19 protein-coding genes are annotated in these 20882 nt (G+C 51.6%); 5 read left to right on the forward strand and 14 right to left on the reverse strand.

Features of this window, described 5'->3' with window-relative positions; all coding sequences use genetic code 11:
* Nucleotides 1-268: 268 nt before the first annotated feature.
* The 14 genes from B4O97_RS15575 to B4O97_RS15640 all read right to left on the reverse strand — a co-directional run bounded on the left by B4O97_RS15575 (nucleotide 269) and on the right by B4O97_RS15640 (nucleotide 15147).
* The gene (locus B4O97_RS15575; protein WP_083052237.1) at nucleotides 269-1048 is read right to left on the reverse strand and encodes an HpcH/HpaI aldolase family protein; all 780 of its coding nucleotides are present in this window, start codon (nucleotides 1046-1048) and stop codon (nucleotides 269-271) included.
* A gap of 17 nt (nucleotides 1049-1065) precedes the next feature.
* The gene (locus B4O97_RS15580; RefSeq protein WP_083052239.1) at nucleotides 1066-2112 is read right to left on the reverse strand and encodes a transaldolase family protein; all 1047 of its coding nucleotides are present in this window, start codon (nucleotides 2110-2112) and stop codon (nucleotides 1066-1068) included.
* Between the two features lie 11 nt (nucleotides 2113-2123).
* On the reverse strand, nucleotides 2124-3554 hold the full coding sequence (locus B4O97_RS15585; protein WP_158084336.1) for an L-fucose/L-arabinose isomerase family protein: 1431 nt from the start codon (nucleotides 3552-3554) through the stop codon (nucleotides 2124-2126).
* A complete protein-coding gene (locus tag B4O97_RS15590; protein WP_083052242.1) occupies nucleotides 3538-4389 on the reverse strand; it encodes an SDR family NAD(P)-dependent oxidoreductase in 852 nt (283 codons plus the stop codon). The genes B4O97_RS15585 and B4O97_RS15590 overlap by 17 nt, the downstream gene beginning before the upstream one ends.
* A gap of 60 nt (nucleotides 4390-4449) precedes the next feature.
* Nucleotides 4450-5355 carry a creatininase family protein gene (locus B4O97_RS15595; protein ID WP_083052243.1) on the reverse strand — a complete coding sequence of 302 codons (906 nt, stop codon included), beginning with the start codon at nucleotides 5353-5355 and terminating at the stop codon, nucleotides 4450-4452.
* Nucleotides 5356-5409: 54 nt separating this feature from the next.
* A complete protein-coding gene (locus B4O97_RS15600; protein ID WP_083052245.1) occupies nucleotides 5410-6465 on the reverse strand; it encodes an Ldh family oxidoreductase in 1056 nt (351 codons plus the stop codon).
* A 40-nt stretch (nucleotides 6466-6505) separates the two neighbouring features.
* Nucleotides 6506-7396 carry an SMP-30/gluconolactonase/LRE family protein gene (locus B4O97_RS15605; protein ID WP_083052246.1) on the reverse strand — a complete coding sequence of 297 codons (891 nt, stop codon included), beginning with the start codon at nucleotides 7394-7396 and terminating at the stop codon, nucleotides 6506-6508.
* A gap of 239 nt (nucleotides 7397-7635) precedes the next feature.
* Nucleotides 7636-8658: a LacI family DNA-binding transcriptional regulator gene (locus B4O97_RS15610; protein ID WP_083052248.1), complete on the reverse strand. Its 1023-nt coding sequence runs from the start codon at nucleotides 8656-8658 to the stop codon at nucleotides 7636-7638.
* A gap of 200 nt (nucleotides 8659-8858) precedes the next feature.
* The gene (locus B4O97_RS15615; protein ID WP_083052249.1) at nucleotides 8859-9995 is read right to left on the reverse strand and encodes a uroporphyrinogen decarboxylase family protein; all 1137 of its coding nucleotides are present in this window, start codon (nucleotides 9993-9995) and stop codon (nucleotides 8859-8861) included.
* A gap of 227 nt (nucleotides 9996-10222) precedes the next feature.
* A complete protein-coding gene (gene tyrS, locus B4O97_RS15620) occupies nucleotides 10223-11449 on the reverse strand; it encodes a tyrosine--tRNA ligase (protein ID WP_083052336.1) in 1227 nt (408 codons plus the stop codon).
* Nucleotides 11450-11451: 2 nt separating this feature from the next.
* Nucleotides 11452-12789 (reverse strand): glycine--tRNA ligase, encoded by a 1338-nt coding sequence (locus tag B4O97_RS15625; RefSeq protein ID WP_083052251.1) that lies wholly within the window; start codon nucleotides 12787-12789, stop codon nucleotides 11452-11454.
* 41 nt (nucleotides 12790-12830) lie between these two features.
* Nucleotides 12831-14306 (reverse strand): glutamate--tRNA ligase, encoded by a 1476-nt coding sequence (gene gltX, locus B4O97_RS15630; RefSeq protein WP_083052252.1) that lies wholly within the window; start codon nucleotides 14304-14306, stop codon nucleotides 12831-12833.
* Nucleotides 14307-14401: 95 nt separating this feature from the next.
* Nucleotides 14402-14710, reverse strand: a complete 309-nt coding sequence (locus B4O97_RS15635; RefSeq protein WP_083052253.1) for a hypothetical protein — start codon at nucleotides 14708-14710, stop codon at nucleotides 14402-14404.
* Nucleotides 14711-14763: 53 nt separating this feature from the next.
* A complete protein-coding gene (locus B4O97_RS15640; RefSeq protein ID WP_083052255.1) occupies nucleotides 14764-15147 on the reverse strand; it encodes a CoA-binding protein in 384 nt (127 codons plus the stop codon).
* A gap of 112 nt (nucleotides 15148-15259) precedes the next feature.
* Between B4O97_RS15640 and B4O97_RS15645 the strand changes: the two genes are divergently transcribed.
* From B4O97_RS15645 to B4O97_RS15665, 5 genes are read left to right on the forward strand one after another with little or no spacing between them, the layout of a single operon-like run.
* Entirely contained in the window at nucleotides 15260-16549 is a 1290-nt protein-coding gene (locus tag B4O97_RS15645) for a hypothetical protein (protein WP_083052256.1), read from the forward strand.
* Nucleotides 16528-17340 carry an AzlC family ABC transporter permease gene (locus B4O97_RS15650; protein ID WP_198947091.1) on the forward strand — a complete coding sequence of 271 codons (813 nt, stop codon included), beginning with the start codon at nucleotides 16528-16530 and terminating at the stop codon, nucleotides 17338-17340. Before B4O97_RS15645 ends, B4O97_RS15650 begins: the two co-directional genes overlap by 22 nt.
* Nucleotides 17337-17666, forward strand: coding sequence for an AzlD domain-containing protein (locus tag B4O97_RS15655; RefSeq protein WP_083052258.1), 330 nt, complete (start codon nucleotides 17337-17339; stop codon nucleotides 17664-17666). The genes B4O97_RS15650 and B4O97_RS15655 overlap by 4 nt, the downstream gene beginning before the upstream one ends.
* A gap of 30 nt (nucleotides 17667-17696) precedes the next feature.
* Nucleotides 17697-18707 (forward strand): GGDEF domain-containing protein, encoded by a 1011-nt coding sequence (locus tag B4O97_RS15660; RefSeq protein ID WP_083052259.1) that lies wholly within the window; start codon nucleotides 17697-17699, stop codon nucleotides 18705-18707.
* The gene (locus B4O97_RS15665; RefSeq protein WP_083052261.1) at nucleotides 18704-20866 is read left to right on the forward strand and encodes a diguanylate cyclase domain-containing protein; all 2163 of its coding nucleotides are present in this window, start codon (nucleotides 18704-18706) and stop codon (nucleotides 20864-20866) included. The genes B4O97_RS15660 and B4O97_RS15665 overlap by 4 nt, the downstream gene beginning before the upstream one ends.
* Nucleotides 20867-20882 lie beyond the last annotated feature (16 nt).

The following is a 20882-nucleotide window of genomic DNA, read 5'->3' on the forward strand; positions in this document are numbered from 1 at the left end:
TGTCCAAGTTTGATCACGATCTTTTCCGCCCCCTTCTCTTTCTGCCCGTCCGCGACAGCTCCAGTCACGAAGATAAGAGATACAAGAATAACAATTCCAACAATCTTTTTCATTTTATCCTCCTTAAAAAAGCACAACGATACAGTGATGTATACGTATACATCACTGTATCATCACATTTATGGTCCGTCAACTTTTTCTTTTCTGACTTTTAAGTTCCTCGTAAATCCTGAAAATACATAACGAACTAGGCTCCTAAAAAATGGAATCATGAAAAGCTCTCACGAAACATCCGGAGACGTTCTCGAGCCACGCTGCTAAGGGTAGTTGTATCGGAAAAGAAAAAGACCATACTGTAGCCACGTTCATACTTTTCCTTTGCATCCTCCCAAGTCCCCGCCACAGTCGCAAGAGATTTTCCAGAGGAAATTACTTTCTCTTCTATTACACGGATAGACTTCTGTACTTCGTCGGCCTTCGGGTTGCCAAAATAGCCCATATTGGTAGCAAGATCCATGGGACCGATAAAAATACCGTCCAATCTGCCGACGGACAGGATTTCATCCAGATGACTGACCGCTTCGGGAGTTTCTACTGCTGTCATAAGAAAAACTTCTTCATTTGAACTTTTAAGATAGTCCATAGAGTTATTTCCGTAGTGAGCAGCACGTGGGCTGCCGGCGACCCCTCGGATACCATCGGAAGGATAGGATACAGCACTAACCGCCGCGAGCGTTTCTTCCTTGGAATTGACATAGGGAACCAAGAGACCGTAGACCCCAGCATCCAATATCCTTTTAATCTGAACAAAATCATTCCATGGGGCCCGGCAAAACGGTATCGCCACTTCTCCCTTCATTGCCTGAATCTGATGAATCGTAGCCATGATGTCTCCTGGTCCGTGTTCCAGGTCGATCATTAAAGCGTCATAGCCTGCTTCAGCAAGGATCTCCGTGGTTATGGGACTTCCAGACTGGCACCAGGCACCGGAGACTTTTTTCCCTTGCTTCAGCATGGCTTTTACAATATTCTTGTTTTTTTCCAGCATCTTTTTTTCCTTTCCGCCTAGCGGTCTCGGCTTCGTTGCTCGATTATTCGGGAGGCTTCTGACCAGGCCTTCTCGAAGGATTCTCTGAACAGTACTACAGGACCGTACTCTTCGTACTCTGATGGTTTCAGTCCCGTTATTCTCCAAGCTCTTCCAAATTCACCGATCCGGTCAAGCAGTTCATCCAGAACACCTTCGGGGACCAATGCATGATATCTGTCCACCACCGGAGGATCCAATTCGATAAGTTCTTCTGCAGTTCCTTTCCAGTTGATGGTCACGCAACAATCAGCGCCTACCATCTCCGTAAAATGGTGAAGTCCACGGGCACCACCGCCGATAAACCCCACTTCGCTGCCCCGTTCGTCAAGCAATCTCCGTATTTTTCGCGCCACGATCATTCCCGCCTGCCATAGAGTGTCGGGGCTGATTTGGATAGAGTTTTCTGAAACATGATTCTGGAGATACTCATCAAATATGCCGGTAATATGGGAAAAGTAAACCGAAGGCATAGTCCTTCCTCCGGCGGCTACACGATCATAAATATCACATACATCCAGGGCTTGACGAACTCCCATAACTTCGGTTGCGTTAACAGGTATGCCTTCGGACAGGAGTATTTCAATTGCCTTCAGACCATCCTCGGTTACGGGAACCTTTGCCATAATATTAAGCCCCGCTTCTCGATTGAACCGCGCATTTCGAAGGATATTCTCTACATCCTCTTTGAAAGGATTTCCCTGAATGCTTACATATCCATATTTCCCATTACTTTTTTCCCAGAGAGGCAGGAATTTTTGAGCCACCGCCGCGACCAGATCCCGTTGAACAGTCTCCTGGACAAGGTCTATATCCTCAACACTCTGCAGGATCTTATCCAGCCGTTCAAAAGCATAATCCTTTTCCTCGTCATTGGTTAACATCTTGTATACATAGGAGGGATTCTGGGTACAACCCACAGCTCCGGCAGCGAGAGAAAGATCCGCTTCTTTTCGAGTAACATTATTTATCCAGAACCTAGTTGGAGTCTGTGTGACAACTCGGTGAAAATATCCTTTCTTCATGTCCTTATCTCCTAGGCAAAGACTTCCGCTTCAATATCCAATATGCTACAAACTTCCAACAGCTCATTAAGATAGTTCCCTTCAACACCGGATATGTGGTTTGATCCATATTCGTTTATAAAGGCATCCAGGTCAAAATCCACCTTAGCAAAAAGGGCGGGAAGCTGATGAGGACCCCGGGCTTCGATAAATTCTTCAAGCATTTCTTTAGTAGGATCTTCAGCCTGACAGGGGATAATTGCCATTTTGTACTTACCGTTTTTGCGGTATAGTCGAGCCAACTGCATTGGTCCGGGAGCTGCATTAAAATAGGTAATCCCGCCGCCTCCCGGACGAACAGACTGCTTGATAACGATTTTCTTCAGATTCTCCCGAGTATCATTACTCCGGTTGGCATAATACACGCAAAGAGCACCGCAGTTTACACAATACATCTTCTTCCGGTCATTATCTATATGACTGACATCGGCAAAGAATGTGGGCTTGCCCCCGGATAGCAGCTTAAGGATCTGTTGGGTAAGGGCGCCGTCGGCATCGGCTTCACAAGCTATGGGAGTAGTCTCTTTTTCGCCCTCAGCATCATCATAGTTAGCCAGTAAAGCCTGGGTAATACACTGGGGAACATAGGAATTGGAGAGCTCGTGCATACACTTCAGTGCGACGAAATCCATACCGTACTCTTTTACCAGATCCTTTGTTGCCAGATAGCAGGCAATTTGAAAATCGAATTTCTCTTTTGTGAGCTTGGCATCATTGTAGACCACTTCGCTTACACCAGCTTCCAGCCAATCCCGGTGTTTATCGATTCTGTCCTGGGGAATGGTTTCAGCAACTCGAATAATCTCCACTTGGTCCAGATGCTCCGAATCTACACCGAATTGGGTTTTCCACTGCATGGGATCGTAGGTGCTCGTATCAATACCGATTGACCGTCCTCCAAAAAGACCGAAAACGGATCCCTTGAGCTTCTCTCTGACCGCTGCCGCGTTGAGCAAAGGCAAGACTTTCCTTTGATAAATCTCTCCATCATAATTCTCTCGGATACATCGATGGGGAAATCCAATCTGAGAAAGAGCACCCGAAGCTCCCAGTAAACCGACGCATCCATGGGAGCCCGGATCCCGGTTACCCAAGATTACGGTAAAAATGCCCATGCGCTGGACACCGTGGACAACGAGGTTAGGGCTTGTCCAGCATGGAACATGTGCCACAAGAACGTCGACATTCTGTGACTTGAGATAATCAACAGCATCATTAATCTGATCCCGGGTGCGAGCCACTTCCTCGGCACAAACTAATTCGACAGGGAGTTTCTTCAGTTCCGCCATTGCTTTTTGATGAAGCGGAATGGCCAAGCGTGAGAAAACGTTTTTCCACATATCCGGACGATGATCGCCGAATGTCATAAAACCGATTCTCGCTACATCACTTGTTATTCGCATTGCTCTCTCCTTTCTTATACTCCTGGAGCAGGTTAAAATCCTGCTCTGTAACAGTCTTGAATCCTGGTACTGGAAACGCTTGGAAACTTCGACCGCCATCGTTATAAATTGATTGTCCAAAAATGAAATCCGAATCGTCTGACGCTAAAAATACCGCCAGACGACCGCATTCTTCAGGGGTTCCGATCCTGCCTATCGGAGTACGGGAAATCACGGTGTTATACAGCTGCTCATCCGATCCGACCCGTCGCATTAGTTCCGTATCAATCGGTCCCGGCGCCATGGCGTTTACCTTGATTCCGTACGGCGCCAGAGCGACTGCCTGTACTTTGGTTAGCTGCTGTATTGCCCCCTTGGATGTTGTATAAACCATTTGGCTATCCAGAGCGAGATATGCATTTACAGAGGAAATATTTATGATAACCCCGCCCTCGCCCTGCCTTGCCATACGCCTGGCTGCATACTGACCGCCAAAAAACAGCCCCCGGAGATTTACATCCATGATCCTGTCATACTGCTCAGGAGTGATATCAAGATAGCGCGTCTTGTCGGGATCATTGATCCCCGCATTGGCAACATAAATATCCAGGCGTCCGAACTTCTCTACCGTAAAATCCACCAGCATTTCCAGATCATCCAGAACAGACACATCGCATTTCGTAAAGACGGCATCTCCATCAAGAGCCTTCAGCTCTCCGCAAGCTGCTTCACCCTGCTCCTCATTTCTCGAGCAGATGACGACCTTTGCTCCTTCACGGATAAATTCTTTCGCTATGCCCAGGCCTATTCCTTTTGATCCGCCGGTTACAATAGCAACCTTATCCTTAAGTCTCACTCTTTCCTCCTGTTAAAAAACGACTTTCGGTCATCATGGCCGAAAGTCGTCTAAGCGCTCTTATTTTTTTAGCCGCCCTTTTTCATCATGATCTTTATCATACTTAATCTGATCAGTATAATTGTATCCAATGGGGTTTCTAAATCCTAGAGGATTGATGCCGCAGGCATATTTCTTCCGTATCTCCTCGACCAGACGTACATAATGATTCGCTACCCCTTCTACAAGCTTTTCACCTTTCTCTCGACTTGCACTTGTAGGATCGCCGATTGTGCCGTTGTCCAGATCATCTTTTTCCGGTAGAGCGAAAGTGCCTTCGAAGTGATAAAGCATACCCGGCGCCGCTGCTGCCCCCGGCGCGATCTTCCAGTCACCTTCAATCAGGCCTTGTCCACCACCTGGTTCGGCAAGACTCATGTCGATCATTTCAGGATACAGGTACAGTCCAACCGAAGTCTCCGCTTCATCAGCATGCCACATATAGTCCTTCAGGACTGTTTTATTATCACGAAGAAAATCGTACCATGTTGAGGAAATGGTAAAATAACCTTCGATGCCCAGTTTGTGGACCGCCACAATCGTGGAGGACACCTGTCCATGAGCGGAAATAATGATAAATTTGTTAAAACCGGATACTGCCGCACCGCGAACGATGTCCATAAGAAGTGCGATATGAGTCTCGAAAGTCAGAGGAATCGTTCCAGGCATTCCCCAATGGTGGTGAGGATGAGACCCGTACATGGGGCATGGCAAGAGCATGGCGCCCGTCTTTTCGGCAACTTTTTCTGCTATACCTATAGCGTTAAAAGTATCCATTCCACAGGGGCAGTGTGCCGCATGCTGTTCGATCGCCCCGATGGGCAGAATGGCAACATCACAGACGTCTTTCGCATAGGCCGAATTGACCGGAGCGGAATTCTCGTGAAACCAAACAGACTTTCTTCCTTCTAGTCCTTCTTTTAGCATCTTATCTCTCCTTAATACGTGAAAAAAATATTCCAAAAACTCATAGAGTTCCTGTTACAAGGGAAACGATATTTTCAGTTGATGCGCTAATGCTTTCAACTCTTCAGAGAGGGTCACCGGCACGGGTATGCCCGAGACCTTCCTCTCCTGTTCGTTTTTACACTCAATCTCTCCCGGCACGATCTGATGTATATTCGGATCGTTCATTGGTGTATTACGGATCATACGGGCCCATTCAGTGATCCTCTCCTCATAATCCTGTTTCACGAGAAAAAAGGAAGGATTGATTGTCATGAAGAGGTGTGTCGTAAGACTGGTTTCGTCAGGATTCTTGTACATGCTTTTCAAATCATGAAGGAACGGACCTCCGCTCAATACCCCGGTAACGAGATCCACGAACAAGGACAATCCGAAACCTTTGTGCATCCCTACCGGCAACAGAAAACCTTCAAAGCCCTTTTGAGGGTCATCGGTCTCATCCCCTTCCTTGGTAACCGCCCAATTGGTGGGTATTTTTTCTCCTTTTTTGGCCGCGAGCAGCAGCTTCCCGCCAGCCACTGCGGATAAGGAGATATCAAGAACGAAAGGATGATCGCCAGTCATAGGAGCAGCTACAGCAATAGGATTATTCCCGGTGGAAGGTTTCGTATTACCCTTCATGCCTATGTTGGGAATAACGTTGGTACTTGCTATCCCAATCAAACCGGCCTCGACGGCAAGACGTGCATACAGAGCCGCCGCCCCGAAGTGATTACTGTTTCGCACAAGAGTCATTCCTATTCCGAAGGTCTTCGCCTGCTCTATGGCTTTCTCCATCCCGGCCCTTCCAAGGACGAACCCCATTCCTCCATCGCCGTCCAGCAGGGCTACTGGACCGCTACTCGGCAAAAGTGACTTGATTTCCGGTGTCGGATTCACCGCACCTGAAATAACTCGTTTAAGATAGACAGGAACGCGAAGCACGCCGTGGGAATCGACTCCCCAAAGGTTGGTTTTTACTAAACAGTCGGCGGTAAAATCGGCATCCGGACCATTCATCCCGCCTTTGCGGAACAGATCAGCAATAAACCTGCGAAGCACATCCGGCTGAACCATTATGTCTTTATCCATACCCTCTCCAATGTATACGTATTCATTTCTGACAAAACAATTACCTGATTTTCATCCGGTAAACAGTAGACGTTGCGGTAATATACAGGGTTCTCTCGTCCTCTCCCCAGGTAAAATTTGCCGCTACTTCAGGAATATTGATCCGTCCAAGACAATCACCGTCTTCATCGATTATGAATATACCCCCCGGCCCCGTACAGAAAATTGTGCCGCGGGAGGTACATTTCATACCATCAAGCACTCCGTCCCCGCTGCCCTGAGGAGACGAGAAGATGCGCTTGTTTTCCAGCATACCCTTCGTTCCGACATCGAAGGCAAAAATTATTCCCTGTGCGCTATCGTTTACATAGAGAATTTTTTCATCCGGGGAAAAGCAAAGTCCGTTGGGCAATTGCAGTCCATCTTCCAGCAAATAAAGAAAAGCGTTTCTCCGATCATACATGTATACTCCCTGAAAAGAGAGTTCCGGCGGTCGAGGGATTCCAACACGCGGAAACCTGCCGGGCATGGGATCGGTGAAATATATATTCTTATCTGATTTAAGCACCACATCGTTCGGACTATTAAGACATCTTCCATTGTACGAATCGGCCAGAACCGTATAAGTCCCGGATCGTAAATCCGTTGCCGAAACACGACTTGTACCGTGTTCGCAGGTAATGAGGATCCCGTCCTTGTCGTATGCGTTTCCGTTGGCGAGGTAGCTGTTTGGACGCAGCAGTGAAATTCCCTTATTTTCATCCCAGCTATAGAGAGCATTGCCCGGAATGTCGCTAAAAATCAAACGATTTTGATCCTCTATCCAAACAGGACCTTCAAGAAAACGAAAACCCGTCGCCAACGTCTCCAGGAAAATCTGATTCTTTACAATCTGCCTAAACCTGTTATTAAAGGCTTCGACTTCAACCGGAATTTTGCTCGCTTCTTTCATCCTGCTCCCCAAATGTATACGTATACATTACCACGGGTTTTTTACCCTGTCAAGTTTTCTTTTTGATAAAAGTTACAATTTTATGCAAGGCACCTCAAAGAACTACTGGTTTTCTCATATTCCAAGGCATCAAGATTTAGCCCGATCCTCATCCTGCATCAAAGCATTATCAGTGCAGGATGAGGCGATACAAAATATTTCCTTCTTGACCATAGAAAAAATACTACAGAGGAACTGTCCTAGGTTCGATCAATCACGGATTCTCTTTCGATTATTTCCCCGGAAATCATCCTTAGAACGACTTCATCCTTGTCGGAATCTATTTTTTCCAGCAGTACCTGAATCGTTACTTCTACCATTTCTTTCACTGGCTGATTGATGGTAGTGAGCTTGTAATGGGGGCTTGCTGCCATAACGGAATTGTTGAATCCGATTATCGACATATCGGCCGGGATCTGCAGATTAAACTCGTCCTCAAGACAATCAATCAGGCCAAAGGCCATCTCATCGCTGGCACAAAACACTGCATCAGGCAGAATGTTCTGTTTCATCATCTTCTTCCCCGCCTTAATGCCCGATTCGTAGGTATAGTCCCCAACATACCGATCGAAGAGTGTTTTTCCACTATTAGCCAGATATTGCTTTAGTCCTTTTTCTCTATCCATGTTGGTAGAACTGTTAACATCGCCCGAGAGATATGCAATTTTTGAATGACCTCGGTTCAGCAAGTATTCTGCAGCATTCTCTCCAGCGCGTTTATTGTCCAAACAGATAGCACTTACATCCAAACCTTTGGAATATCGGTTAAACTGAACAACAGGAACATTCAGATCCATGCAGCTTCGTATCAATTTTGGAGAAAGTGATACTGCGGTTGTTATCAGTCCATCGACCTGATACTGAAATGCGATGGGAATCACATCTTCCAAAGCTGCCGTCCTGGGTATATTCAAGAGCATTACGGTATACCCCCTGCTCTGCAAACCCAGGGTGAAGAAATCCAATGCACCCAAGTAAAAATACCCGCCAAAAGCAGGGTTTACAATTCCGATGATGTTGGTTTTTCTCATATTCAAACTGCGAGCCAGGTTGTTAGGCTGGTAATTCAGCTCTTTTGCGGCAGCCAGGACTTTTTTCCTAAGAACATCAGAAACCTTTTCGGCCGGTGTAAATACTCGCGACACCGTCGCCTGGGAAACACCGGCCATTTTTGCAACATCTATGGATGATACTCTTTTAAGATTTTTTTTCCCGGTGCTCATGGTACCCCTGCCGATTTCTTAATTTAAGAATTCCTGAAAAGAATATCGATGGATACCGTATAGCTTTTCGGGAATTCAGTACTGTTACATTATTTATATATGTCAAAGACCCTGGTTTCAATAGGATTGCGTAGTAAACCTGTAAACAAGCTTTTGAGGTGCCTCCTAATTTACCCGAGCGGATTCTGCCCCTGCCTTCTTCAAATTCTTTGGAAAGGTGCTGAATTGAACTCTTTTATTGCATCATAAAGAGCCTTTATATTGACAGGCGGAATATCATGCCCGACATTGTGACAGGTACATATAATGTACCCCCCATTAACTGCCAGATCACAGATACGCGTGTTAACTTCTTTCCTGATCTCTGCCGGAGACATATTTACCAGGACTTTTTGAACATCGATTGCTCCGTGAAAGCAGATGTCGTCACCGAATTCTTTTTTCAAAAGCCCTGTATCCCTTAGTTCCTCAACCGATGTTTGTATGGGATTCAGAAAATCAATCCCCATTTTTTCAATCATCTTCCTGAGCAGCGGTTTGACAGAACCATCCGTATGGAAAATAACCTTTACATGAGGAGCGCACGACTTTATATGTTGAATCAAATCCGCTTCATACGGCAGTATAAATTCTTCCCACATATCCGGAGACATAAGAAGGGAATTCTGTGTACCAAAATCATCGGTAAGGTATATGACCTGGATAAAATCACTTACCTCGGCCATATACCGGGTGTACATCTCCTTATAGACTCCGGTTATCCGCCCTAATAAGGCATGTGCAAATTCCGGGTCCAGCACCAGATCCATAAAAAACTGATCATATCCGGCAAGTTCAAGAGATGTCTGAAGGGGCCCCCCTTTTATTCCGTCTGCACCTATTACATAGTCGGTATTGTGATACCAGGACTCGGCCTGCTGACGGAGTCCCTCAAACTGCGACGGGTCATCCGTTTCAGGCCATGCGTGCTTTTCGATCCCTTCAAGACCTTTCCCCTTAAGCGGTGCATCGGCAATCGCATAGTAATCCCCGGAATCCTTGAATAGGGTCCCGAAGGTATTCCGGTAACTGACTTCACTGATCTCCTGTATATTTGTCCAGTGAGGGATGAGCCACCTGAAGTCAATTCCCCATATTTCCAGAAGATCTTCGTCGGTATGAACGCACTGACTCATTCGATCAAGTATTCGCAGCGGTTGCGGCTCAAGACCGTACTCCGCCCGAATCTTGTTATAGACAAATTTATGAATCGAGCTGACCTGCTTTCCATGGTCAAGCAGTATTCTATCAGATTTCTGATGGTTCACTGTTCGCTTAAAAATCTCTCTTCTGTTCACGATATCCCCCTTATTATCAGTTCAAATGTTTCAGATACACGTTAAATGTATACGTATACATTATCACACATCTGCAATATGTCAAGGAAAAAAACGTGCAGAACACCGCAGCTACCACTGTCAGCAAGGATCGAAACGTCATACTGGACGGACTTTTGCGCCAAAAAAAGCCCGCCGCCTGCTTTTCAGTCTGCCGGGGAGCTTTCGTATAGCCGGGTTTCAGCCGGCTACTTCACCACCACCCGGAAAAACCGCTTTTTTCCTGCCTTGAGCATCATCTCGCCGTCGACCGCCCGGGAGGCATTGACCACCTCGTCGATGCTCTCGACCTTCACGTCATTGATTCTCGCTCCCCCCTGCTGAACCAGTCTGCGTGCCTCACCGTTGGAGGAGCAGAGATCGGTGCGGGAAAAGAGCTCCAGCACGCCGATGCCCTTTTCCAGTTCCGAGGCGGATAGCTCGAGGCTCGGGATGGAGCTTTTGTCGCCGCTTCCGCCGAAGGCGGCTTTCGCGGCGGCCAGAGCTTTGTCCGCCTCCTCTTTGCCGTGGACCAGACTGGTGTACTCCCAGGCCAGGCGCTCCTTGGCGGCGTTCAGGGCGGCCCCTTCACCGGCACAGAGCTCCCGGATCTCCTCCAGCTCCATAAAGGTAAAGAGCTTCAGGAACTTCTCCACGTCCGCGTCGGCAACGTTGCGCCAGTACTGGAAGAAATCGTAGACCGAGAAAAGCCCTGAATCGAGAAAGACCGCGCCCTTCTCGGACTTGCCCATCTTCTGGCCGTCCGCCCGGGTAACCAGGGGAAAGGTCAGGCCGTAGGTCTCGGCCCCTTCCATACGCCGGATAAGGTCGATACCGGCCACGATGTTGCCCCACTGATCGTCCCCGCCGATCTGAAGCCGGCAGCCTTTGCGGCGGTAAAGCTCCAGGTAATCGTAGGACTGGAGCAGCTGGTAGTTGAACTCCACGAAGGAGAGCCCGGTCTCCAGCCGCTTTTTATAGGACTCGAAGGTCAGCATCCGGTTTACTGAAAACTGGCTGCCGATCTCCCGTAAAAAATCGATGTAGTTAAGGTCGGCGAGCCAGTCGGCATTGTTCACCAGCCAGCCGTTCTCCCCGTCCAGGGTAACGAAGTTGGTCAGCTGCCCTGCAACGCTCTTTACATTGGCTTCGATCTCCTCGTAACTGAGCATCTTCCGCATTTCCGTCTTCCCCGAGGGGTCGCCGATGCGGGCGGTGCCGCCGCCCACAAGGAGGACGGGCTTATGGCCCGCCCGCTGCAGGTGAGAGAGAGCGAAAATCGGAACCATGTGCCCCACATGCAGGGAGGGCCCCGTGGGATCGACTCCCACGTAGAAAGCCACCGGTCCCTTGTCCATCAGGGAGCTCAGGGTCTGCAGATCGGTACACTGTTGAATGAATCCCCTTTCCTGGAGGATCTGCAAGGCAGGATTCAGGTTCATACGCGCTTGTACTCCTTGATCTCTTTCCGGATACGTGCGGCAAGCTCGCTCCGGTGGACCCGGACCTGCTCCATGGAGTCCCGGAAGCGCAGGGTAACCGTGCCGTCTTCCTTGGAGTCATAATCCACGGTAACGCAGTAGGGGGTGCCCCCTTCGTCCTGACGGCGATACCGCCGGCCGATAGCCCCGGACTGGTCGTAGAATACGTTGAAGTCCTCCCGCAGCTCCGCCTCGATTTCCCGGGCGAGTTCTGCAATGCCGTCCTTCTTGACCAGGGGAAGAATCGCAACGGTTATGGGCGCCACGGCGGGGTGAAAACGCATCACCGTTCGCAGATCCCCGTCTTCCAGCTGTTCCTCCTCGTAGGCGTCGGAGAGGACCATCAGAACCGAACGGGTAAGTCCGGCGGAGGTTTCGATTACATAGGGCACGTAGCGTTCACGGGTCTCCTCGTCCAGGTAGGTCTGGTCCTTTCCGGAGAACTCCTGGTGGCGGCCCAGATCGAAATCAGTCCGGTTATGAACCCCTTCCAGCTCCTGCCATCCCATGGGGAAGAGATACTCGATGTCGTAGGCGTCTTTGGCGTAGTGGGCCAGTTCATCCGGCCCGTGCTGGTGCCAGCGGAGCCGGTCGCCGCGGATACCCAGCTTTTCGTAGTAGCCCATCCGCCGTTCCCGCCAGTAGTTGAACCATTCGTCATCGCTGCCGGGTTTAACGAAATACTGCATCTCCATCTGCTCGAACTCGCAGGTACGGAAGATAAAGTTCTTGGTGACGATCTCGTTGCGGAAGGCCTTTCCCACCTGGGCGATACCGAAGGGAATCTTGACCCGGCTGGTCTGAACAACATTGCGGAAGTTGACGAAGATTCCCTGGGCGGTCTCCGGCCGCAGATAAACAATGTTCTTGTCGTCCTTCACCGGGCCCAGATGAGTCTGGAACATCAGGTTGAACTGCCGGGGTTCGGTAAAGGTCCCGGAGTTGCCGCAGACGGGACAGGGAGCGGAGAGGTCGATGTGGTCCGCCCGGAAGCGGTTTTTGCATTCCTTACAGTCCACCAGGGGGTCGGAAAAGTTGGCCACGTGGCCGGAAGCCTCCCAGACCCGGGGGTGCATCATGATGGCGGCATCCAGTCCCACGATGTTTTCGTGGAGCTGGGTCATCTCCTTCCACCAGAAATTCTGAATATTCTTTTTGAGCTCCACACCCATGGGGCCGTAGTCCCAGGCAGATGAGAGGCCTCCATAGATTTCGGAAGACTGAAATACAAAGCCCCGGCGTTTGCAGAGGGAAACGAGTTTGTCCATGGTTACTTCGGCGGTTTTTTCTGCCATACTGTGCTCCTGACGTAAAAAATATATGGATTTGCTAAGCCCTAGAGGCGTTCTTTCAATGCTGCTATCAGGCGGTCGATGCGCCTGAGGGACTCATCGGTTCCGATCAATCGGCAACTTTCGATAAGCGGCGGCGATACGGTGCTTCCGGTCAATCCGACTCTTACCGGCCCCATCATGTCTCCCAGTTTGACTTCCAGCTTTTCCGCTCCGGCACGGAATTGCTCTTCCATCTCCTCATCCCCGAGGGAATCCAGGCGGGAGATGAGTTCCCGGCCGGCTTCCAGGACCTCGATGGTTCCGGCAAGGTCCAGCTTTTTGGGCACGGCGATCTCGGGATCCTCGGGCTCGACATCCTGAAAAAGGAAGCGGACCAGAGGACCGATCTCACCAAGGGTCTTAAGCCGCGGTTTGACCAGGGGAATAAAGTTGTCAATGATGCGCCGTTCATCCTCCGTGGGAGGATCGGAGACGATGCCGTCCCGAACCAGGAAGGGAATCAGGGCTTCCTTGAGTTCGCCGTCCTCCGTCTGCCGTATATACTGACCGTTGAACCAGGCGAGTTTCTTGTAGTCGAAGACCCCCGGAGCCTTGTTCAGCTTTTCCAGACTGAAGAGCTCTTCCAGCTCCTCCCGGGTAAAGAACTCCCTGGAGTCATCGTAGCTCCAGCCCAGCAGGGAGACATAGTTGACCAGAGCCTCCGGCAGGTAGCCTTCAGTGCGGAACTCCCGCACGCTGGTGGATCCGTGGCGTTTGGAGAGCTTCTGTCCGTCCTTGCCCATGACCATGGGAAGATGGCAGTACTTCGGGGGCTCCCATCCGAAGGCTTCGTATAACAGAACATGCAAAGGTCCAGAGGGGATCCACTCCTGGGCCCGGAGAATGTGGGTAATCTCCATCAGATGGTCGTCCACCACGTTGGCAAGGTGATAGGTGGGAAAACCGTCTCCTTTAAGGATGACAGGGTCGGGATTTATGTCCTTGTTTTTGCGGGTGATGGTCCCCATGATTTCGTCGGAGAAACTGGTGGAACCCTCCAGGGGAATCTTGAAACGGATTACCGGCTCCTGCCCCCGGGATTTCAGTTCCGCCGCCAGGCGCTTCTCCTCTTCGGAAGAGAGCTCCCGGCAGCGCCGGTCGTAACCGGTGGCTTTTTTCTGGCTCTTTCTGAGCTCCTCCAGTCGTTCGGCCGTGCAGTAGCAGCGGTAGGCGTGGCCGCTTTCAAGGAGTTTGTTCGCGTATTCCCGGTACAGGTCGAAGCGTTCGGACTGTACGTAAGGACCGAAGTCGCCCCCCACGTCGGGGCCTTCGTCCCATAGGATTCCCAGCCACTGAAAGGTATCGTACAGGTCCTGCAGGGCTTCGTCGGAATAACGGGTACGATCGGTGTCTTCTACCCGCAGGATGAAGCTGCCCCCCTGACTCCTTGCAAAGAAATAGTTGAACAAGGCGGTCCTGACCCCGCCTATATGCTGAAGGCCCGTCGGTGACGGGGCGTAGCGTACGCGCACGCTCATAATAATCCTCGTTAATCCTAGTTTTTTTCTAAGCGACTGGTGAGTGATTATAGCGGGGGCAAGCGGGTACCGTCAACGGGCCCGAACCGGGGGGATCAGGGTATGTCCTGGCGGTAAAACTCGAGAGCCTCCTCCACCAGGGTCCGCCACTCTTCATCCAGGGAACCGGCAAAAAGCGGACGTCCGGCATGGCTGTACCAGTAGCGGGCGTTCCACTCCTCCCCTTCCCTGCGGTGGAGATAGGCGTGTACCGCGCTTCCCAGAACCGTGGGTGTGGACTGGGCTATGGAATGAGCAAAATCCCAGTCGCCTTTTTTATCCCACCACAGGGCCTTTAGGACCTGATCCGGGACGGAGTCGGGTGATGAGGCTTCAAGACTTGCCAGAAACTCGTTAAAGGTCATACTGCGTGTAAAATGTACATACAGACGGCCCCGGGGTCGAGATAAAAGGAGAATTAGTTCAGGATGGCGGAATCCTTTTCAAACTGGCCGGTGGAGAGAAGAACCAGGGTGCAGGCTTCCATGTAGGGAATCCCTGCGGAATCCAGGGCCGCTTTCAGCTCCTCCGACTCGGTTCCCGGATTGAAGATGACCCTCCCGGGGTTCAGCTTGACGATTGCATCTATCTCGCTTCCGATATGCCGGGGACCTACATAAAGGGTAAGGGTGTGGATCTTTTCCTTAACCTCGGAAAGAGAATTGTGGACCGGTACCCCCTCAATTTCTTTCAGGGTGGGATGCACGGGAACAACCTTGTAACCATGATTGCGAAGCATGTTGAGAGCCTTATATGAGTATCGTTCCGGATTACGGCTTGCGCCGAGAATGGCAACCTGCATGTGTTCCTCCAGTATATGCTTTATAATATATAATAATTATCGCAAAGACAAGCTCCGGCATTTTCCCGTCTTTTATTGACCGGAAGGTTTTTTCCTCCTATTGTGGTGAGCAATGAGCACAACAGGTCTTGCACCCCGGGTAACCCAGAAAAGCATCTTCCTCGCATGGCTTCCCCTGGCGGCCATGTGGATTTTCATGGCTGTAGAGCAGCCCGGTATTGCCGCGATAATAGCACGAATGCCGGAGGTAAAAAAACAGCTTGCCATTTTCGGGGTGGTTTTTTCCTTTTCCCTGATAATAGAGAGCCCCATAATCCAGATGCTCTCTGCCGGGGCCGCCCTGGGAACAGACCGCAGCAATTACAAAAAACTGCTGCATTCCATGCACCTTATGGGTGTCGTGCTTACCCTGATACATGTTCTCGTGGGGGTAACTCCTCTTTTCGATTTCCTCATCCTGAAAGTTATCGGTATGCCAGAGGACTTTCTTGCCGACAGCCGGACGGCCTTTCTGTTCATGTCTCCCTTTACCGCCTCCGTGGGATACCGCAGGCTCTGGCAGGGGGTGCTCATCCGGCAGGGACAGTCCAGGGTAATCCCCGCTGTCATGCTGACCCGGCTGCTGACCTCCGCCTGCGTCCTTCTCCTGGGGATGTTTTTCCGTTTCCTTCCCGGAGCCGCCGTCGGGAGCCTTGCCCTGACCCTGGGGGTCATAGTCGGAGCCCTGGGTTCCTATGCCTTCGTCCGCCGGGAGCTTCCCCGAATGCGCCGGGGGGAGGGGGATTTCTCCTATGTATCCCTTTTTCATTTTTATTATCCCCTGGCCCTCACCTCCTTTATTGATCTTGCCGCGCGGCCGATCCTTTCGGTGGGTGTTGCCCGGGCGGCCAGACCCATCGAGTCCCTGGCCATATGGCCGGTGGTGATGGGCTTCATGTTTCTGTTCAACTCCTTTGCAAAGTCCTACCAGGAGATTGTAATAACCCTGAACGACAAACCCGGTGGACAGCGGGAGCTGAAACGCTTTGCCCTCCGCATGGGTCTCACCGTTTTCATCTCCTTCCAGCTGGTGGTGTTCACCCCCTTGAGGGACCTCTGGTTCCGCTACGTCTCGGGGCTCGATGCGGAACTGATGGAACTTCTGCCCATGTCGGTATTATTCGCTTCCTTTGTCCCGGCAATCTTTTCCTCCATATCCTATAACCGGGGGGTTCTGATAACCAGTAAACGGACCGGTTTGGTCAGCCTGGGGGTGTTTATCAATTTTATATCCATGGTGACCTTCATGTTCACCCTGCTGCTTGTCCCGGGGATTACCGGTGCAACCCTGGCCGCCGCTTCATTCTTCGGTGCCATGGCGGTGGAAGCCGTCTTCCTGGCATGGAAAAGGAGCAGGGGATAGCTTTTCCATGGCCCGGAAAATCTGCTATTCTTGAAACCATGAGCAGTCATGAGCAATATATCCCCATCACTCAGGATTACAGCCCGGCCAGGGAATTTGCTAGGGGCGCCCGGGACACCATTCCCCTGCTTCTGGGGGCCCTGCCCTTCGGCATGATCTACGGGACCCTGGCGGTAACCGCGGGCTTGAGCAGAGCAGCTGCCATAGGCATGTCCGCCCTGGTTTTCGCAGGTTCCGCCCAGTTCATCGCCGTAGGTTTGATTGCCGCGGGAACTCCGGTACTGGTCATTATCGGAACGACTTTTATCGTAAACCTGCGTCACCTGCTCTACAGTACAACCCTGCTGCCCCACCTGAAAAAGCTCCCCCTTTTCTGGCGCATGCCCCTGGCTTTCTGGCTGACCGACGAAACCTTCGCCGTGTCGGTCCATCGCTGGATGGCGGAGGACCCTTCCCCCAACAAGCACTGGTACCAGCTGGGATCATCCCTTGCCATGTACCTGAACTGGCAGTTCTGGTGCTTCATGGGCCTCGTCCTGGGCGAGAGTCTGCCCCGGGCCGCCGAATGGGGACTCGATGTAGCCATGCCGGTTACCTTTATAGGGATGACCATTCCCTTTGTAAAAAACCTGCCCATGCTGGTCTGTGTTTTGACCGCTTCTTTCTGTGCACTGGTCTTTAACGGGCTCCCCTACAAGGCAGGACTGATGATCGCCTGTACCCTGGGGATTCTTGCCGGGCTAATCAGTGAACGGCTGCGCAGGACCGCGGGAAACGGAGGGCCGACATGAATGGAACAGAGCTGAGCATCATCCTCGGCATGACCCTGGTCACCTTCGGTATTCGGGGGCTGGTTCTTCTCTTTTCAGGGAGAATCGAAATTTCCGGTCCCTGGGAGAGAGCCCTTGTCTTTGTTCCGCCGGCGGTGCTGAGCGCCATAATCGCTCCCTCGGTGCTGATGCCCCGGGGAAGCCTTGAACTCAGCTTCGGGAACTTCTACCTGATCAGCGGATGCGCCGCCCTGATGGCCGGAATCATTTTCCGCCGTTATGCCCTGTGGGCGGCCATCGTTACGGGGCTTGCGGTCTTCGGGATCTACCGCTTTTTCTTGCTCTAGTCCTGAACCTGTTGTAGGGTATAGCAAACAGTGAGAGTCATCGACAGCATAGAAAACAGAGAGAAAACAGGCTTCCTGGGCTCCGCTCCGATTTTTTCCTCCCTGGGGGCGGAGGAACTGGATTTTATCGCCGAACACTGTGCACTGTACGAGTTCGATGGCGGAGAGCTCATTTATGAGGCCGGTTCCAGACGGGCGGAACTTTTTGTTCTTGCCGAGGGAAAGGTCGGCATATACCGTCACGCTGAGAATAAGGAAACAGACGAAGCCGTGGCCCGCTTTCTCCCCGGAGAATGCTTCGGGGAACTCGGTCTCCTGGCCGATGAGCCCCGGGAGGAACTCGCAAAAGCGGAGGAAAAATCCCGCATTCTTGTCTTTCCTCAGCGAAGCACGGACTTCCGGGAGATTCTTGCCGCCCGTCCCGCCCTTTCTTCCCGTCTGCTCCGTAAACTCATGGAGTCAACCGCTTCCAGGCTGCGCCAGGCCAACCGGCTCATCAAGCAGAACTCCCCATGGATACGGGAATTGCGGCGCCAGGTATATACCGATCCTCTGACGGGGCTTCCAAACCGGACCTACCTGGAGGAAAACCTGATCAGCTTTTTTTCCTCCCCTCCCTGCGCTCTGCTGATGTTCAAACCGGATAACTTTAAACAGATCAACGACAGCTTCGGGCACGAGGCCGGGGATGCGGCGATTCAAAAGATCGGCCGCTTTTTATCAGGAATAGCCCTGCCGGAGGAGAAGGTCGTACGTTTCATGGGTAACGAATACGCCCTGATCTGTCCCCAGACCGATATTGAAGAAGCCGTAGAACGCGCCAGAGAAATACAGGAACGCCAGGGGAACCTCAGCTACGAATACCAGGGTCGACCGAACGACCTCGTGGTTACCGTCAGTGCCGGCATCGCCGTCTATCCCAGGCACGGGGGAAGTGCCGCCGGGCTTATCGCCGAAGCCCACAGACTCGCCATGCGGGGCAGGACCCTGGGGGGGCGGCAGCTTCTGATCGCCTCCCCGGAAAACGGTGAAGCACCATGACGGAGAGGGTCTTTCTCCGAGGCGTGGATATCTTTTCTACCCTTTGTGCCGAAGAACTGGAGATCCTTGCAGGCCTGCTGAAGCGTCGTCTTTTACGGAGGGGTGAACTCCTTTTTTCGGAAGGTGATGACGGGGAAGAGATGTTCATCGTCGAAAGCGGCAGGATGGGAGTAAGCGTAGCCCTTGAAAAGGGGGGAGACCTGGAGGTCGCGGAGTTCGGCCCCCGGGAGTTCTTCGGAGAAATGTCGATCTTTGAAGGCGAACCCCGCTCCGCCAGCTGCAAGGCAAAAGAGGACTGCTCTCTCTTCAGTCTGAAAGCCGGGGATTTCTTCAGCCTGGCGGAGCGGTATCCTGAAACTTCAAACAGAATAATGCATCGTATGCTGAACATAACCGCCCGGAGGCTCCGGAATACGAACCGCTTTCTGACGGAAATGGTAAGCTGGGGAGAATCCGCCCGGAAACGTGCTGTAACCGACGAGCTGACCGGCCTGTACAACCGGGGCTTCTTTGATGTCAGCCTCAAGCGCACGATTTCCGAAGCCCTCAGTGCGGGAGAGCCCCTGTGCCTTGCCATGGCGGACCTCGACGGCTTCGGCAGGCTGAACAGCCTCCACGGAGAGGAAACATGCAACCTGGTAATCCGGAAGGCGGCGGAGGTTTTCCGTCAGGGTTTCTCCGACGGGGATATCCTGACCCGTTACGGAGGGGATGAGTTCGCCTTTATTCTGCCGGGACGAAACTTGCGGGAAGCAAAGGAGTTATGCGATGATATATGCAGAAGAATGCAATCCCTCAGAATCGAGACGAATCGGAACCGGGAGTCTATACTGTTAAGTACGAGCATCGGTATAGCGGCCCTTTCCGACAGGACCTCCTTCGATGAGGACCTGGTAAAGATGGCGGATGAAGCATTGTACAGAGCCAAGGAAACAGGCCGCGGCCGGGCTCTCAGTTACAGCGGGGGACAAGGGGTGATGAGAAAAAGTGACATTCCGAGCATTGCCGCAAAAAACAGAATAGTCCTGCGGATCATTGAGGCGCTGCTTCAAAGCCGCAACGTCCTGGTACTGGGACACAGGAACAGCGATGAAGACTGCATTGCTTCCATGGTGGCAATATCCCTTCTGGTAAAAAAGCTCAACAGAAACGTCTCCATTCTGCTGACCGAACAGATACATGAGCGATTTCACTACCTTCTGAATATCTGCCGCTACAACGCCATCCATGTTATACCGGACTGTTCCGGCGGGGCGGATGAAATCGATACCATCTGCGTTGTGGATACCCCAAAACCGGAAATGCTCCAGATCTGCGAAGGAGCGCAGAAACTGCTTGCTTCTCCCAGGGTAAGGGTAATCGAATTTGATCATCACCTGGCAGCGGATTCCGCCTATATCGCCCCCAGGGAAACGGCCCTGGTGACGACAGCATCGTCGACCTGCGAGCTGATCGGCTTTCTGGCCCTGAAGATGCGATGTCTTCGGGATCGTTTCGAGGAGATCGACGGGGAAGACCTCTTCAGCCGGAACTTTGTTCTGGCCGTTCTCACCGGAATTGTCGGGGACTCGAAGATGGGGAAGTTCATAAAAAACCACCGGGAGCGCTGGTTTTACAAACTCTTCTCCTCCCGTTTTTCCCGCATGCTCAGCGAGAAGACCCATCAGACCTCATCGAACCTCTCCTCCATGGAGGACATCTTCAAGGAGATCACCAGGCTCTCCCAGCTGGAAGAGCGATGTTTCAAGTACTTCATGAAATACAGACAGAGCCGGGGCTGTATTGCCTACACCGTCCTCGATGAAGAGATGACAAGTCCCCTCCCGGAGGAGACCGATATTGATCTCTTCGTCGCCACCGCCCGTTCGGTGGCGGATGCCCTGGCGGAAGAGAGCGGCTGCCTGGGAATGGTGGCCTACCACGACCCTCCGGAGGTTTCGGATCTTATCCAGTTTCGTATACGTCGCAGCCACTCCTTCCAGAATTTCGACCTGCGGGAAATTCTCTCCGCCGCCGGAATCGAGAACGGCGGCGGCCACGAAGGAGCCATCGGATTCCGGATTCCCAAAAAGGAGATATCGGACATCCGGGAATACTGCAGTCACCTTACAGATATCATCATCGGTTTATTTACACCCCCTCAGGGCAAAGTAAAATAGCCCGGAAGGCTGTGGT

Origin of the sequence: Marispirochaeta aestuarii, assembly GCF_002087085.1 — a bacterium.
Lineage (GTDB): Bacteria > Spirochaetota > Spirochaetia > JC444 > Marispirochaetaceae > Marispirochaeta > Marispirochaeta aestuarii.